The 15,517-nt window shown below is 35.8% G+C and carries 17 protein-coding genes, 2 riboswitches and 1 other annotated feature; of the genes, 15 read left to right on the top strand and 2 right to left on the bottom strand.

The features are described 5' to 3' along the window. The 4 genes from hisE (at window position 1) to ACYFX0_RS07095 (ending at window position 2,705) form a co-directional block, all read left to right on the top strand. Window positions 1-324 (top strand): phosphoribosyl-ATP diphosphatase, encoded by a 324-nt coding sequence (hisE, locus tag ACYFX0_RS07110; protein WP_000426355.1) that lies wholly within the window; start codon window positions 1-3, stop codon window positions 322-324. Window positions 325-336: 12 nt separating this feature from the next. Beyond that, window positions 337-1,353, top strand: coding sequence for a histidinol phosphate phosphatase domain-containing protein (locus ACYFX0_RS07105; protein ID WP_106081436.1), 1,017 nt, complete (start codon window positions 337-339; stop codon window positions 1,351-1,353). Between the two features lie 68 nt (window positions 1,354-1,421). Next, on the top strand, window positions 1,422-1,589 hold the full coding sequence (locus ACYFX0_RS07100; RefSeq protein ID WP_106081435.1) for a DUF4025 domain-containing protein: 168 nt from the start codon (window positions 1,422-1,424) through the stop codon (window positions 1,587-1,589). 144 nt (window positions 1,590-1,733) lie between these two features. Continuing rightward, complete coding sequence (locus tag ACYFX0_RS07095; protein WP_106081434.1) at window positions 1,734-2,705, top strand: NAD(P)-dependent oxidoreductase; 972 nt, start codon at window positions 1,734-1,736, stop codon at window positions 2,703-2,705. A gap of 29 nt (window positions 2,706-2,734) precedes the next feature. Here the strand turns inward: ACYFX0_RS07095 and pssA are convergent, their stop codons facing one another. Both pssA and ACYFX0_RS07085 read right to left on the bottom strand, forming a co-directional pair. Beyond that, window positions 2,735-3,436 (bottom strand): CDP-diacylglycerol--serine O-phosphatidyltransferase, encoded by a 702-nt coding sequence (gene pssA, locus ACYFX0_RS07090; protein ID WP_000285417.1) that lies wholly within the window; start codon window positions 3,434-3,436, stop codon window positions 2,735-2,737. Window positions 3,437-3,624: 188 nt separating this feature from the next. Beyond that, on the bottom strand, window positions 3,625-5,511 hold the full coding sequence (locus ACYFX0_RS07085) for an LTA synthase family protein (RefSeq protein ID WP_106103191.1): 1,887 nt from the start codon (window positions 5,509-5,511) through the stop codon (window positions 3,625-3,627). 253 nt (window positions 5,512-5,764) lie between these two features. Between ACYFX0_RS07085 and ACYFX0_RS07080 the strand changes: the two genes are divergently transcribed. The 11 genes from ACYFX0_RS07080 (at window position 5,765) to ACYFX0_RS07030 (ending at window position 15,148) form a co-directional block, all read left to right on the top strand. Next, a complete protein-coding gene (locus ACYFX0_RS07080; RefSeq protein WP_001228823.1) occupies window positions 5,765-6,160 on the top strand; it encodes a DUF3888 domain-containing protein in 396 nt (131 codons plus the stop codon). A gap of 89 nt (window positions 6,161-6,249) precedes the next feature. Then, window positions 6,250-6,431: riboswitch (Lysine riboswitch) on the top strand. Window positions 6,432-6,611: 180 nt separating this feature from the next. Further along, window positions 6,612-7,928, top strand: a complete 1,317-nt coding sequence (gene lysA, locus ACYFX0_RS07075; RefSeq protein WP_000280643.1) for a diaminopimelate decarboxylase — start codon at window positions 6,612-6,614, stop codon at window positions 7,926-7,928. A 115-nt stretch (window positions 7,929-8,043) separates the two neighbouring features. Further along, a riboswitch (SAM riboswitch) is annotated at window positions 8,044-8,152 on the top strand. A gap of 72 nt (window positions 8,153-8,224) precedes the next feature. Continuing rightward, complete coding sequence (locus tag ACYFX0_RS07070; RefSeq protein WP_000116158.1) at window positions 8,225-8,368, top strand: YezD family protein; 144 nt, start codon at window positions 8,225-8,227, stop codon at window positions 8,366-8,368. An 87-nt stretch (window positions 8,369-8,455) separates the two neighbouring features. Beyond that, window positions 8,456-9,160 carry a phosphoadenylyl-sulfate reductase gene (locus tag ACYFX0_RS07065; protein WP_000959017.1) on the top strand — a complete coding sequence of 235 codons (705 nt, stop codon included), beginning with the start codon at window positions 8,456-8,458 and terminating at the stop codon, window positions 9,158-9,160. A gap of 38 nt (window positions 9,161-9,198) precedes the next feature. Next, window positions 9,199-10,335, top strand: a complete 1,137-nt coding sequence (gene sat, locus ACYFX0_RS07060; protein WP_086398463.1) for a sulfate adenylyltransferase — start codon at window positions 9,199-9,201, stop codon at window positions 10,333-10,335. 12 nt (window positions 10,336-10,347) lie between these two features. After that, window positions 10,348-10,959 carry an adenylyl-sulfate kinase gene (cysC, locus tag ACYFX0_RS07055; RefSeq protein WP_042597452.1) on the top strand — a complete coding sequence of 204 codons (612 nt, stop codon included), beginning with the start codon at window positions 10,348-10,350 and terminating at the stop codon, window positions 10,957-10,959. Between the two features lie 148 nt (window positions 10,960-11,107). After that, window positions 11,108-12,730, top strand: coding sequence for a nitrite/sulfite reductase (locus tag ACYFX0_RS07050; protein ID WP_042597453.1), 1,623 nt, complete (start codon window positions 11,108-11,110; stop codon window positions 12,728-12,730). A 10-nt stretch (window positions 12,731-12,740) separates the two neighbouring features. Then, window positions 12,741-12,941, top strand: coding sequence for a DUF3906 family protein (locus tag ACYFX0_RS07045; RefSeq protein ID WP_000366918.1), 201 nt, complete (start codon window positions 12,741-12,743; stop codon window positions 12,939-12,941). A gap of 84 nt (window positions 12,942-13,025) precedes the next feature. Continuing rightward, the gene (gene cobA / locus ACYFX0_RS07040; protein WP_086397268.1) at window positions 13,026-13,802 is read left to right on the top strand and encodes a uroporphyrinogen-III C-methyltransferase; all 777 of its coding nucleotides are present in this window, start codon (window positions 13,026-13,028) and stop codon (window positions 13,800-13,802) included. A 1-nt stretch (window position 13,803) separates the two neighbouring features. After that, the gene (locus ACYFX0_RS07035) at window positions 13,804-14,559 is read left to right on the top strand and encodes a sirohydrochlorin chelatase (protein WP_042597455.1); all 756 of its coding nucleotides are present in this window, start codon (window positions 13,804-13,806) and stop codon (window positions 14,557-14,559) included. Next, window positions 14,534-15,148 (top strand): NAD(P)-binding protein, encoded by a 615-nt coding sequence (locus tag ACYFX0_RS07030; protein ID WP_000283361.1) that lies wholly within the window; start codon window positions 14,534-14,536, stop codon window positions 15,146-15,148. The genes ACYFX0_RS07035 and ACYFX0_RS07030 overlap by 26 nt, the downstream gene beginning before the upstream one ends. A 64-nt stretch (window positions 15,149-15,212) precedes the next feature. Beyond that, window positions 15,213-15,461: a binding site (T-box leader), on the top strand. Window positions 15,462-15,517: the final 56 nt, after the last annotated feature.

The following is a 15,517-nucleotide window of genomic DNA, read 5'->3' as shown; positions in this document are numbered from 1 at the left end:
ATGGAAAATGCCTTTAAGTTGCTGTATAAAACAATTGAAGAACGAAAGGAAAGCCCACTTCCTGAATCGTATACAAATTATTTATTTTCAAAAGGAGAAGATAAAATTTTAAAGAAAATTGGTGAAGAGTGCGCTGAAGTAATTATCGCATGTAAAAATAATGATAAAGAAGAAGTAGTGAAAGAAATGGTTGATGTATTTTATCACTGTTTCGTTTTATTGGCTGAAAAAAATATTGCATTGGAAGATGTCATGCGAGAGGTGAAAGAACGAAATGGAAAGCTTTCGAGAGTTGGGGATAGAAGGGAAATAGATACATTATAAGGGGGAATGTATATGAAAGTAGATTATCATCTTCACTTAGAAGAAGGACCGTATTCAATAAGATGGCTTGCTAAAATAAATGAAGCGTTGGAATGTTATGAACCGCTTCAAGAAAGGCATTCTATTGATTGGCTTATGAAAGCACAAGAGCGTTTGCAAAAGCGTGTGAAGGAAGGGCCATTTACAAAAGAATGGATGGATCTCTATTTAGAAGAAGCTGTGCGAAAAGGAATAAAAGAAGTGGGAATTGTTGATCATCTATATCGTTTTCATGAAGCGAAAGGATATTATGAAAAATATGTAGATATTAGTGATTCTAAGCTTGGTCGTATACAGAAGGAATGGTTAGATCAAGTAAGGGTAGTTTCACTGTATGATTTTACAAAGGCAATTGAAGAAGCGAAAGAACGATGGAGTAAAAGAGGTGTCACACTTAAACTTGGAATTGAAGCGGATTATTTTCTTGATTGTGAAGGAGAGTTAAAAGAATTATTAGCGCTAGGAGACTTTGATTATGTAATTGGTTCCGTTCATTTTCTAAATGGCTGGGGATTTGATAATCCGGATACGAAAGAATATTTTGAGGTGCATGACCTACGCACATTATACGATACGTTTTTTAAAACAGTTGAGAGTGCGATTCATACAGAGTTATTTGATATTATCGCTCATCTTGATAATATAAAAGTATTTAATTATCGATTGGATGAGAATGAACAGCTTTCTTATTATAAGGAAATTGCCTGTGCGTTAGTAGAAACGAATACGGCAACAGAAATAAATGCAGGACTGTACTATCGTTACCCTGTTCGTGAGATGTGCCCAAGTCCACTATATTTACAAGTATTAGCTAAGTATGGTGTTCCAATTACGATTTCTTCGGATGCCCATTATCCAAATGATTTAGGGAATTATGTACAAGAAAATGTACAAACATTACGAGCTCACGGTGTTACTCAGGTCGCAACATTTACGAAGCGAGCAAGAGTAATGAGGTTGCTTGAAGAAGAAGTAACAAATTTAAAATGAAACGCGATTTTTTGATGAAAACCGTCCTTTTTGTTCAAAATAAGAAAGAATGAAAAGGAGGGTAAGAAATGGCGAAACAAAAAAATAAACAAAATGTACAAGTTGCACAGCAACAAGCTTATACGTCTGAAACGAATGCTGCATCTCAATCGGTTATTGAAGAGCAAATTAGCGATACGGTTGCAGAAGGAACTATTGATGTGAAGCTCGGAAAAGAATCGCAGGAAAAAGCGTAAGAAGAGGGGAGAGTTGTATCTCCTCTTTTTTTATGGAAAAGTGTCGATTTTCAAAACTATAATCAAATTCCTTGGTTTTTATATGTGGATTTCTTACAATGAAATATAAGAGATATCTTATTTTCTATAGAAGAGGTGTTAGTAGTGGCAAAAATATTAGTAGCGGGAAAAATCCCAGGAATTGGATTAGAACTATTAAAAGATCATGATGTAGAAATGTACGATAAAGAGGAGTTAATTTCTATAGATGAATTAACAGAGCGTGTAAAAGATAAAGATGCATTGTTAAGTTTACTTTCAACAAAGGTGCCAAAAGAAGTTATTGATGCAGCGCCTCATTTAAAGATTGTTGCAAACTATGGTGCTGGTTACGACAATATTGATTACACGTATGCTGGCGAAAAAGGAATTGCAGTAACGAATACACCGAAAGTATCAACGGAAGCGACTGCAGAATTAACATTTGCACTTCTTTTAGCAGCGGCGCGTAGAATTCCTGAAGGGGATACGTTATGTCGTACGACTGGATTTAACGGATGGGCACCGTTATTTTTCTTAGGACGAGAAGTCCACGGTAAGACAATTGGAATTATTGGTCTTGGAGAAATCGGGAAGGCTGTTGCAAAACGTGCGAGAGCATTTGGAATGGGTGTTTTATATACAGGGCCAAATCGTAAGCTTGAAGCTGAAAGTGAACTGGGAGCAACGTATGTGACGTTGGAAGAATTATTACAAACAGCAGATTTTATTACAATTAACTGTGCTTATAATCCAAAATTACATCATATGATTGATGAAGAGCAGTTTAAAACGATGAAGAAAACAGCGTATATTGTAAATGCTTCACGTGGACCAATTATGAATGAAGCGGCACTTGCTCATGCATTAAAAACGAATGAAATTGAAGGGGCAGCTCTTGATGTGTTTGAATTTGAACCGAAAATTACAGAAGAGCTAAAAGAATTAAAGAATGTAGTGCTTGCTCCACACGTAGGGAATGCAACGTTTGAAACTCGTGATGCGATGGCTGAAATGGCTGTCAGAAATATTTTAGCTGTATTAAACGGCGAAGAGCCAGTAACACCTGTAAATCAAAAGGTATTAGTCACAAAATAAAAAGAAACCTTCCGGACTCGGAAGGTTTCTTATTTTTCTTTATTCGCTTTTTTAGACGGTCTTTGTCTAATGAATTGAGATAACATGTACAAAATATATAGTGGAATGGCAATGAATAAGAAAACAGAAAAATTGCCAAATCCTGTTTGATACATTGTAATAATGATTCCAACTAAAAATAGTGTAATAATGATGCTATATCGTGGAATTGGTACATCTTTTAAACTTGGGATACGAATGCGGCTCACCATTAAAAATGCGAACGTTACAAATACGGTAATAAGAACGATTTTTGGAATGGTATGTGAAAATAATGTTAAGAAAGCAACAAGCCCTCCCGCTGCTGTAATCGGTACTCCAGTGAAATATTTCATTGAAGTAGAAGATGGTGTTACATTAAATCGTGCTAAACGATATGCCCCGAAAAGAGGGAATAATCCCGCTATGTATAATCCGATGATTCCGTAGTTTGAGAAAGATGTGTAATACATTAAAACAGCAGGTGCTGCACCAAATGTTACGACATCTGCAAGCGAGTCGAGCTCTTTTCCCATTTGTGAATCAACACGTAATAAACGAGCAACACGACCATCAAGACTATCTAACATCATCCCGATAAGTACTAAAATAGCAGCTGATTTATAATATCCTAAAGATGCATAGCCGATTGATAAAAATCCGCTATATAAATTTCCGAGCGTAAATAAGTTTGGAATAGCTGCTCTATACAAAATCTGATCCCTTGCTTTCTGTAATAAATTCTTAATTAGTGTATGAAAGTTTACTTATTTTATCATACCATAAATTTATTCCTCATACGAAAGAAATTACCAATTTGTGAAAGATTTCATAGAAGGATGAGGAATAAATTAAGTGAAAATAAAAAGAGGAAGCAACTTGTATAAAGTTGCTTCCTTTACTATTCAAATTTCGTTGTCATCGTTCCGGTTTTATATCGATTATTAGGATCGAAACGTAATAAATCTCCATAAATTAATTTATCGGAGAGTTTTAATTCTGTTTTTGCTTTTTCAACATACGGCTGACATAGCGTCATGTCAGCTTCTTCACCCGTACTTCTTTTGTAGCACATATTTTTTGTATAAACATACTCTTCAGAAACAAAGCTACCATCACGCATTACCATAAGCGGGTCTTTTTCTTTAATAAATAAGTCAGTTCCAAATTCAACGGATTTATTTGTTTTAATACCAAGTAAATGAAGGAGCGTTGGTTTAATATCAATTTGACCAGATACTTTAGAAACAACTTTTCCTTCTTGACCAGGCACATGAATAATAAGAGGAACGCGTTGTAATTGCATAGAATCGAATGGTGTAATAGTATCTTTTCCTAGGAACTGTGCCATAGCTGCGTTATGGTTTTCGGAAATACCATAATGATCACCATAAATGACAATAACGGAATTATCATACAGTCCTTCTTCTTTTAATTGTTTAATAAATAATTTAAGAGCTTCATCTGTGTAACGAACAGTTGGGAAGTAGCGGTTTACAACACCACTTTCTGAGTTGAATTCATCAACATATTGGTCTTCCGGATTTAGAAGAAACGGAAAATGATTTGTTAATGTAATAAATTTTGTATAGAACGGTTGCGGTAAAGATTTTAACTTTGGAATAGATTGTTCAAAGAACTCTTTATCTTTTAATCCCCAACCGACAGACATTTGTTCCGTTCCTACGTAATCATTTAAATTAAAGTAACGATCATATCCAAGTGTAGGATACATTACATCCCGATTCCAAAACGTTTTATCGTTTGAATGGAAGACGGCAGAAGAATATCCGTATTTCTTTAATTGTTCTGGTGTAGCTGTGTATTCATTTGTTGCATGAGTAAAGAATACAGAACCACGATCTAGTGGGTAAAGTGAGTTTTCAACGATAAATTCAGCATCAGAAGTTTTACCTTGTCCAGTTTGATGATAGAAGTTATCGAAATAGAAGCTATCCTTAATAAATTCATTTAAAAATGGTGTAATTTCTTTTCCATTTATTTTTTTATTAATAACAAAGCTTTGTGTAGATTCCATTGAAATTAAAATTACATTTTTACCTTTTGCAGCTCCAAATAAGTTTTTATCAACTTGCTTGTCTTTTGAGTCTGTATAGTTCTTAATTTCAGAAAATCCATCGCCACTTGCAAATACACGCTCAGCTGAAGACTTGGATTGAAGTGTAATATCAAATAGATGATATGTGTATAAACCTAAATTTTTCACAACAGTTTGACGGTCAAATGAGCGTGAGAACATTTGTGGTTTATAAATAACTGATACAACAATTTGTAGTGCTAATAAAGCTGCTACACCGCTAAAGAAAGTTCGCTTCTCTGAGCGGGAAAGTGGTGTTTTGTCGCCAAATGATGGGAATTTACGCGAAATAAACATTAAAATAATTGCATCTGCAAATAAAAGTAATGTTTTGTACGTAAAGAGTTCTTTTATACTTGTCCCTAAATCAGCCATATTGTTTGTTTGGAATAAAACCGGGAAAGTAACGAAATCGTTATAGAACCCATAAAACATTGCGTTTCCAAATAAAATAAATGACAGTATAAAACTGATTCCAATTATAATTCGGTTTCGGTGCTTAGATGCAAGTAAAGCTAAGCCGAAAAATAAAAGTAACGCAGCTAGTGGATTAATAAAAAGCATGAATTCTTCAAAGAAATTATCAATTTTAATATCAAATGCTAGCTTGTACACAATATATGTTTTAATCCATAGTAAAACGACTGCAACGAGTGCAAATCGCAGTTTTGGAAACAGATGTTGTAGCATAATATACTCCTCTCCTAAAAAGCATGACAGTTCTTGTGAGTCAGTTTGCTTAACGACTCCTTTTATATATACGAACAGTCCTTTGTTATTATGATTATTATACTATGAGTATCATTATACGAAAATAAAAGGGGGTTGTGGGCTTTTTTATAATAATCGAGTAGAAAAAGATTGGTGGGAGACAATAAAACAGAATTTCTATGTATGATAATTATCGTACGTAGAAAGAATCGCGTGATATACGGAGGTTATAATGCGAAAATTATTATATTTTATAGCATGCAGTAGTGTTATACTTTTTACTTCACCGAGTGTGTCGGTAGCTCAATATGATGCACCTCTTATGGAAGATGCACTTTATTCTGTTTTATTTCCAAAAATAAATAAAGCAATTGAAAAACAATATGGAAGTTTGAAACCTTATCAATGTCCTAAAATTATTAGTTTAAAAAAAGTGTATAGCGGTACATATTTATTTCAAGCAAGTATTGAAGTGACAAAGTATGAACGTGTTGCTGGGAAAATTGCTCCACCATTTGAGAAGGTAACGATTACATTTAATAACGAAGAAGGCGAATGGGAAGTGACAAAGATTTCAGTAAAGCGCTTACCAAACGATACAAAATTAAACTGTAAAAAAACAATATAAAAAATTGTTTGACAAATAAAATGGTCCTTTGGTATTGTTAATAGCAACAATTAGATGTTTGAAAATTAAATAGACTTACCTCATCTACTCTCAAAGGTAGAGGCCGCGATAGGAAAGAGTAAGCTATGGGAGATTTAATGGAATCTGTGATCATAGGTTGAAAGGGACTATTGCCGAAATATAAGAATAACCATCTTATTCATATATTGGGACTACATTGAATAAATGTAGTACTGTCATAAGATTTATTTTATGGAGAGCTATTTGGAGATGTTGATGCGGTTTCTTATTTTGAGGAGATAACAACTCGTTTATTTTTTCAATATATATTTTTCCTAATAAGAAACGCGTGTGAACATTGTTCCGCGCGTTTTTTGTCTATCTAAAAGCGTGCTGCAATGAATAGAAGATTGGGGTTATGAGTTTTAGAGGAAATAAGGGAGGAATTTAAATGTATTTACACGGCACAAGCCGAATTAATGGGCAAGGACACTTAGAAATTGGAGGGTGCGATACGACGCAGCTAGCAAAGCAATACGGAACACCACTTTATGTATACGATGAAGAGTCTATTCGAGGAAAATGCCGAGCGTTTCATCGTGCTTTTAAAGAAAGTGGTTTCTCTTATCAAGTAGCATATGCAAGCAAGGCGTTCTTGTGCATGGAGATGTGCCGAGTAGCTCGTGAAGAGAATATGTCATTAGACGTTGTTTCTGGGGGAGAATTATATACTGCGCTCCAAGCAGGATTTCCAGCATCACGTATTCATTTTCATGGAAATAATAAAACAGAAGAAGAGATAGTGATGGCTCTTCAGGCGAATATTGGTTGTTTTGTCGTAGATAATTTCTTTGAATTAGAAGTTTTACACGATTTAGCGATGCAACATGGAAAATTTGTGAACATATTAATTCGTGTAACGCCTGGAGTAGAGGCGCACACACATGAATATATTACAACAGGCCAAGATGATTCGAAATTTGGATTTGGCGTTTCAAACGGTCAAGCGATGCAGGCAATTGGATTTGCTTTACAAAAATCAAATTATAATGTGCTAGGGATTCATTCACATATCGGATCGCAAATATTTGAAACAGCTGGTTTTGTTCGAGCAATTGAAGTTCTTCGCCAATTTTTAGAAGAAGTGAGAGAGCAAACAAACTATGTAGTAAAAGTATTAAATGTAGGCGGGGGATTTGGAATACGCTACACAGAGTCGGATACACCATTAACTCTTGAGACATATGTGCGAGCTGTAACAAGTGCAGTGAGAGAACAATTTACTGTATGTGAATATCCATTGCCAGAAATATGGATTGAACCAGGCCGTAGCATTGTAGGTGATGCTGGGACAACAATTTATACAGTTGGATCTGTGAAAGATATTCCTGGTATTCGGAAATATGTATCAGTCGATGGTGGAATGACAGATAATTTAAGACCTGCTTTATATAGTGCGCGTTATGAAGCAATGTTAGCGAATCGAGGGAATGATGAGAATGAGGAACTCGTTTCGATTGCTGGGAAATGCTGTGAGAGTGGAGATATGTTGATTTGGGATATTCATTTACCAAAAGTCGCTTCTGCTGATTTACTAGCAGTTTCCTGTACAGGAGCCTACGGGTATTCGATGGCGAATAATTACAATCGGATTCGAAGACCAGCCGTGGTCTTTGCAAAAGGCGGAACATCGCAAGTAGTTGTGGAACGCGAAACATATGAAAATATTATTGGGAACGATCGCATACGTATTAAAGAGCTTGTCTAAATAGAAAAAGGAGTTGTTCGGATGGGCAATTCCTTTTTTGTAAAATAAAATAATTAAAATATATCGGAAAACTAGGATTGAAAAAAATCAGAATTGTGATAAAATACAAATACAAAGCTTATCAAGAGAAGCGGAGGGAACTGGCCCGAAGAAGCTCGGCAACCTGCTTATAGAAAGCAAGGTGCTAAATCCAGCAAAATGGAATCCATTTTGAAAGATAAGGTAAAATATATTACCGAACAGTCTTTTCGAAATGGGAAAGATTTTTTTTATGAATAAAAAGGGGGGCTGTTCGCGTGAGTGTGCGGGAACATTTTGATGAAGTATCCGAGAAGATTGAAGCGATGCTTGCTGATATGAAATATGGTTCAATTACAATTGTTGTACAAGATGGAAAAGTAATTCAGTTAGAGAAAAGTGAAAAAGTACGTTTAAAGTGAAAAGCGCTGACTAGAAAAACTAGAGGCGGTTTTAACCTATTTTCATTAGGTTAAAACCGTCTTTTTGCTTTTACAGGGGGAAAAAACATGTTGACGTATGAAACGTGGGAAGAAAATGTTGTTTCATTTTCGGAAGAAGATGAAACAAAAGGCGCGTTATCAGTATTAAATTGGGCTTATGAAGAGTATAAAGATGAAATCGTCTATGCATGTAGCTTTGGGGTGGAAGGTATGGTATTGCTGCACCTTATAAACCAAGTAAATCCATCTGCTAAAGTTGTATTTTTAGATACAAATGTTCATTTTCAAGAAACGTATGAATTAATTCAAAGAGTGAGGGAACGATTTCCTTCATTGAATATTATAGAAAAACAGCCAGAACTTACACTTGATGAACAGGCGAAGTTGCATGGTGAAAAACTGTGGGAGAGCAATCCGAATCTTTGTTGTAAGATTAGAAAAATTTTACCTTTAGAAAAATCATTAGTCGTGGAAAAAGCATGGATATCGGGCTTAAGAAGGGAACAATCAGAAACACGTAAGCATACAAAGTTTATAAATCAAGATCATCGTTTTCAATCTATTAAAGTTTGTCCACTCATTCATTGGACGTGGAAAGAAGTTTGGCGATATGTATACAAACATAGCTTGCCGTATAACCCGTTGCATGATGTTGGCTATCCAAGTATTGGGTGTGAGAAATGTACTTTACCTGTAGGGGATGGTGGCGATTCAAGAGATGGTAGATGGGCTGGGAAAATGAAAACCGAATGTGGTCTTCATTATCAATAAGATGAATCTTGAAATAAAGCTAAGAGGGGATATAGAAAATGAGCACAGTAAACGAATTAGTAAACCGTATAGATGAGACATATGATGTATCACAAATTGAAAAAGAAATTAAATTAGACAATATTGCTTTAAGTGATTTAGAACTATTGGCGACAGGTGGATATAGCCCGCTTACTGGTTTTTTAGGGAAGGAAGATTATGATTCAGTCGTAGAAACGCTTCGTTTAGCAAATGGTAGTGTGTGGAGTATACCGATTACATTACCGGTAACAGAAGAAGTCGCAGAAAGCCTGAAGACTGGAGAGGAAGTAAAGCTTGTCAACAATGGAAATATATATGGTGTTATTCAAATAGAAGATATTTTCGTACCAGATAAAGAAAAAGAAGCGTTACTTGTATATAAAACAACGGATGAGGTTCATCCAGGAGTGAAAAAGTTATATGAACGGCCAAACGTTTACGTTGGAGGAACTATTATTCTAACAAAACGCTTTGAAAATAATCAATTTCCTTCTTATCGTTTAGACCCAATTGAAACGAGAGAAGAATTTAAAAAACGTGGGTGGAAAACAGTAGTCGGATTTCAAACGAGAAACCCGGTACATCGTGCCCATGAGTATATTCAAAAATCTGCTCTTGAAATTGTAGATGGTCTCTTTTTAAATCCACTCGTTGGAGAAACGAAATCGGATGATATTCCTGCTGATGTAAGAATGGAAAGCTATGAAGTACTCCTTCAAAACTATTATCCGAAAAATCGTGTCTTTTTAAGTGTATTTCCTGCTGCAATGCGTTACGCAGGACCAAGGGAAGCTATATTTCATGCGTTAGTAAGAAAGAATTTTGGATGTACACACTTTATTGTAGGGCGTGATCATGCCGGAGTAGGAGATTATTACGGAACATACGAAGCGCAAGAAATCTTCACGAATTTTACGATAGAAGAGTTAGGCATTACACCACTATTCTTTGAACATAGTTTTTACTGCACGAAATGTGAAGCGATGGCTTCAACGAAAACATGTCCGCACGGAAAAGAAGATCATGTTATTTTATCGGGTACGAAAGTAAGAGAATTATTAAGAAACGGTGAGATTCCGCCAAGTACATTTAGTCGTAAAGAAGTAGTAGAAGTGCTAATTAAAGGTTTAAAAAAAGAAGTAGTAACAGAATAGGGAGAGAACGAGATGGATACGAATATTACTTGGCATATAGCTTCGGTTTCAAAAGATGATAGAAGAGTGAAGAATGGACATCACAGTTTTGTAATTTGGTTTACTGGTTTATCAGCTTCGGGTAAATCTACAGTAGCGAATGCGGTCGCTCGTAAACTGTTTGAAAAGAATATTGGAAATTATGTGCTGGATGGGGATAACATTCGCCACGGTTTAAATAAAGACTTAGGATTTTCTGAAAGTGATCGCATGGAAAATATAAGACGTATTGGCGAAGTGGCAAAGTTATTTGTAGATCAAGGAACAGTTGTCCTTACAGCATTTATTTCACCATTTCGAGTAGATCGCAAACAAGTAAGAGATTTATTAGCGGCAGATGAATTTATTGAAATTTTTGTGAAGTGTCCGATTGAAGAGTGTGAGAAACGTGATCCGAAAGGGCTTTATAAAAAGGCAAGAAAAGGTGATATTAAGGATTTCACAGGTATTGATTCGCCTTATGAAGAGCCAGAACAAGCAGAATTAATTGTAGAAACGCACAAATATTCTATTGAAGAATGTGCAGAACAAATCGTGAAGTACTTACAAGAGCGTAGTTTTATCCCGCTATTTGCCGGGAAGTAAAATTCCCACCTCAAAACTCGGTTGGGGCAAAGAAGTTAGGTGGGAGTCGGGTTGCCCGTAAATACCCGATTGGTTAAGGCTAATAATCAGCGTGGGATGAACAAAACTCTACTGATTAAAGTTTCACTTTATATAGGGGGATTTAAAAATGAGTTATGAAAAAGTATGGGCTAACAATGAAAAATTAAATCAGACGGAGAAAAATAAATTAGAAAAAGATGGTTTAGAAATTTTTAATGATATTCCTTACTATGCGGAAAATGGATTTGAATCTATTCCGAAAGAAGAGTGGGATGCCTTTAAATGGGCAGGATTGTATTTACAACGTCCAAAAGAAGCTGGTTATTTTATGATGCGGGTAAATATTCCGTCAGGGATTATTACAAATGCGCAGGCAGAAGTACTTGCTTCTATCGCTGAGGATTATGGACGTGATGTAATAGATATTACTACGAGACAGGCGATTCAGTTTCACTGGTTAGAAATTCAGCAAATTCCAGATATTTTTAAAAGATTAGCAAGAGTTGGATTATCTTCAGCGGGGGCTTGTGGTGATATTACGCGGAATATTACAGGTAATCCGCTTGCTGGAATTGATGCAAATGAACTATTTGATACGACACATATTGTGAAAGAAGTATATGACTACTTCCAACATAATGAAGAGTTTTCTAACTTGCCACGTAAATTTAAAATGTCTATTAGTTCTAATATTTATAACTCAGCAAACGCAGAGATTAACTGTGTTGCATTTACACCTGCTACGAAAGAAATAGATGGTGAGAAAAAAGTTGGTTTTCATATAAAAGTAGGCGGAGGGTTATCAGCCCGTCCATATTTAGCTGATGAATTAGATGTGTTTGTTTTACCAGAAGAAGTGAAGGAAGTGGCGATTGCGATTGCTACTATATTCCGTGATTTTGGATATCGTGAGAAACGTCATTTAGCCCGTTTGAAATTTCTTGTTGCGGACTGGGGAGCAGAGAAGTTTAAAGAGAAACTAATAGAGTATACAGGGCCTTTACAAAGTAAAGGGGAAAGTGCACTCAAAGGATGGAATGCAGGCTATTTTTATGGTGTTCAAGACCAAAAACAAGAGGGATTAAAATATGTAGGTTTTAATGTACCAGTAGGTCGTTTACATGCAGAAGAAATGTTTGAGATTGCAAGAATCGCAAAGCAATATGGAAATGGACAAATTCGTACATGTAATTCACAAAATTTTATTATTCCGAACGTTCCGCCGGAAAATGTAAAAGGATTACTTAGTGAACCGTTGTTTGAAGCGATATCTGCAAGCCCGAAATCATTTATTGGTCATGCGGTTTCATGTACTGGTATTGAATATTGTAATCTTGCACTAGTAGAAACGAAAGAAAGATTACGAAAAATTGCAGAATACTTAGATACACAAATTGCACTTGATGTTCCAGTTCGAATTCATATGGTAGGATGCCCGAATTCATGTGGTCAACGTCAAATTGCTGACATTGGATTACAAGGGGTGAAAATGAAAACGAAGGAAAAGGGAATTGTTGAAGCGTTTGAAATATACGTAGGTGGAACGTTGTTAGATGGCGGTGCCTACAATCAAAAGTTAAAAGGAAAAATAGATGGCGAGGATTTACCTGATGTACTCGCATCATTTATAAGTTATTTCAAAGAGAATAAATTACCAGCCGAAACATTTTATGATTTTGTAGGTCGTGTTGGTGTAGATACATTACAAATAGCGTTAAATAACGTGTTAGAAGATGTCATAGCGTCTTAGGGAGGACAATATGGATTTATATCGATTTGAAGCTGTATTAGTGAGTGATATTGTTCCGATTGTTGTTGTTGCTCAAAGTGAAGAACAGGCATTTAAGCTTGCGGAGATTGAGCTTGAAAAGCATTTTTTACCGTTGCCAGAGGTAAAAGAGATTTCTTTGTTTGAAAAAAAGAAGATTCGAAAAGGTGCGGCATTTGTTATTCATGAGTAGAGATCAGTAATACGAAAAAATAAAAACTTCCATTCTTATATACGAATGGAAGTTTCATTTTAATAGAAGAAATGAGGAGAGATGATGGGAAAGGTTTATATTGTTGGAGCGGGTCCTGGCGATCCAGATTTAATTACTGTTAAAGGATTGAAATGTATTGAGAAGGCAGATGTTATTTTATACGATCGCCTTGTGAATAAAGAGCTGCTTTCACACGCAAAGCCTGATGCGGATTTAATTTATTGCGGGAAACTCCCGAATTATCACACGATGAAGCAAGAAACAATTAATACATTTCTTATTAAGTATGCGAAAAAAGGAAAAGTTGTAACGAGGCTTAAGGGCGGTGATCCATTTGTATTTGGTAGAGGAGGAGAAGAAGCGGAAGCATTAGCAAAGCAAGGTGTACCATTTGAAATCGTCCCAGGTATTTCGTCTGGAATAGCTGCACCTGCTTATGCTGGTATTCCAGTGACGCACCGTGATGCAAGTGCAAGTTTTGCTATTGTGACTGGGCATAGGAAAGAAGGTGCTAAAGAAGAAGTGAAATGGGAAAATTTAGCGAAAGGTGTAGAGACGTTAGCTGTATATATGGGGGTTAGTAATTTATCCTACATATGCGAACAACTGATGAAGCATGGAAAAGATAAAAGTACGCCAGCTGCTATTATTGAGCAGGGGACGACGTCTATGCAGCGCACAGTTGTTGGAACGTTAGGGACAATTGTAGATGTTGCGAAAAAAGAGCAAATTCAAAATCCGAGCATGATTGTAATTGGAGAAGTTGTCCGTTTTAGAGAAAAAATTCATTGGTTTGAGAAGCAAACGGAAAATGCTTATCAAGTAAGTGGAGTGTTGTAAAATGAAAGCCGTCTTATATATATGTCATGGAAGTCGTTTGAAGACAGCGAAAGAAGAGGCGATTCAATTTATTACATCGTGTATGAGTCGTATAGAAGCGAATATTCAAGAAGTTTGTTTTTTAGAGTTAGCGAATCCAAATATTGATGAAGGGTTCCGTATATGTTTGAAGCGTGGTGCTACAGAGGTTATTGTTATTCCAGTTTTTTTATTAGCGGCAGGTCATGTAAAAAAAGATATCCCGTTTGAATTGGTAAAGCTCAAGAATCAATATCCGAATGTTAAAGTGACTTATGGTAATCCGTTTGGTGTGTCAGAAACACTTGTTAAATCGGTGTATAGCGGAAGTGGCATCGAACAGGAAGATAAAAATGAAGTGACGTTACTTCTCGTTGCAAGAGGGAGCAGTGATCCTGAAGTATTAAGAGATATAAACTGGATTGCTTCTTTATTTCAAACGGAAGAGAAGGTTAAAAAAGTAGAAGTTTGTTATTTAGCGGCTGCAGAGCCAAAATTTGAGGAGAAGTTAAAGGAAGTTGTAGAACGAAAAGAAAAGAACATCGTTGTACTGCCTTACTTGTTATTTACAGGTTTACTTATGAAACATATTGAGAAAGAAGTGCGCCAATATGAATTGGAAGAGATAAAAATCAGTCCATATTTAGGGAAGAATGAAGCGTTTCAAGATATGTTAATTCAGAAAACGACGGAGTTATTGAAGGGAGATCAGTATGTATCCACTTACAGTGCGAGTTAATGAGAAACGTGTTGTTGTTATTGGTGGGGGAAAAGTTGCAGGATTTAAAATTATTCCTTTACTCAAACAAGGTGCAGATATAGTTGTAATCAGTCCAGAATTAGATGCGAATTTAGTAAAACTTGTGGAAGAAAAGAAAATTCGTTGGTATCAAAGAGAATATGAAAAAAGTGATATTAAAAGTGCTTTTTTAGTTGTTGCAGCGAGTAGTGATTCAATATTAAATGAACAAGTTGCTGAAGATGCCGCGGAGAATCAATTAGTAAATGTTATTACAAATCCGGAAAGTGGTAATGTTCATTTTCCGGCAGCGATTCATCGTGGTTTGCTTAATATAGCAGTTTCTACTGGGGGAGCGAGCCCGAAGCTCGCAAAAAAAATTCGAGATGAGATTGCAAATAAATATGATGAGACATATGAATCGTATTTAGATTTTTTATATGAAGTAAGGGTGAAGTTAAAAGATTTACAGTTAGAAAAGAGGGAACGAAATATATTGCTCCAGGAAGTGTTGAAATCAGTATATATGCAAAACGAGGGGAAAAGAGAAAGTTTTTTGCGAGAATTAGAGGAAAAGGTTTTAAAATAATAAAAGATAAAGTGCGCTTTACAAATATAAAAATATAATTTATAATCACAAGTAACTTCAATAGATGAAATCGATGAGCAAGAAGAGTACGTATATTTGATGCGTTCAGAGAGCTGGGGTTAGGTGGGAGCCCGGTACGATAAATTATACAGAATGGGCTTGCGAGAGGTATGTTGAACATTGTAGTAGGCAACCCGGGTTCCGCCGTTAAAAGGATAGAGTATCGGAATTATTCCTGTACTTGAACAAGTGGGATTTATCAATCCAATTGAGGTGGTACCACGGTATTTACATTACATATATCGTCCTCTACATGCATATTTGCGTGTAGGGGACTTTTTTATTTTCTAAAGGAGGTGTGCGAGTATG

The organism is Bacillus sp. NEAU-Y102 (genome assembly GCF_054788175.1).
This window is presented reverse-complemented; position numbering and strand designations above follow the sequence as displayed.

Coding starts and splice junctions, on each gene's coding strand:
- hisE (WP_000426355.1), top strand. CDS start 1: ATGGAAAATGCCTTTAAGTTGCTGTATAAAACAATTGAAGAACGAAAG.
- ACYFX0_RS07105 (WP_106081436.1), top strand. CDS start 337: ATGAAAGTAGATTATCATCTTCACTTAGAAGAAGGACCGTATTCAATA.
- ACYFX0_RS07100 (WP_106081435.1), top strand. CDS start 1,422: ATGGCGAAACAAAAAAATAAACAAAATGTACAAGTTGCACAGCAACAA.
- ACYFX0_RS07085 (WP_106103191.1), bottom strand. CDS start 5,511: ATGCTACAACATCTGTTTCCAAAACTGCGATTTGCACTCGTTGCAGTC.
- ACYFX0_RS07080 (WP_001228823.1), top strand. CDS start 5,765: ATGCGAAAATTATTATATTTTATAGCATGCAGTAGTGTTATACTTTTT.
- lysA (WP_000280643.1), top strand. CDS start 6,612: ATGTATTTACACGGCACAAGCCGAATTAATGGGCAAGGACACTTAGAA.
- ACYFX0_RS07065 (WP_000959017.1), top strand. CDS start 8,456: ATGTTGACGTATGAAACGTGGGAAGAAAATGTTGTTTCATTTTCGGAA.
- sat (WP_086398463.1), top strand. CDS start 9,199: ATGAGCACAGTAAACGAATTAGTAAACCGTATAGATGAGACATATGAT.
- cysC (WP_042597452.1), top strand. CDS start 10,348: ATGGATACGAATATTACTTGGCATATAGCTTCGGTTTCAAAAGATGAT.
- ACYFX0_RS07050 (WP_042597453.1), top strand. CDS start 11,108: ATGAGTTATGAAAAAGTATGGGCTAACAATGAAAAATTAAATCAGACG.
- ACYFX0_RS07045 (WP_000366918.1), top strand. CDS start 12,741: ATGGATTTATATCGATTTGAAGCTGTATTAGTGAGTGATATTGTTCCG.
- cobA (WP_086397268.1), top strand. CDS start 13,026: ATGGGAAAGGTTTATATTGTTGGAGCGGGTCCTGGCGATCCAGATTTA.
- ACYFX0_RS07035 (WP_042597455.1), top strand. CDS start 13,804: ATGAAAGCCGTCTTATATATATGTCATGGAAGTCGTTTGAAGACAGCG.
- ACYFX0_RS07030 (WP_000283361.1), top strand. CDS start 14,534: ATGTATCCACTTACAGTGCGAGTTAATGAGAAACGTGTTGTTGTTATT.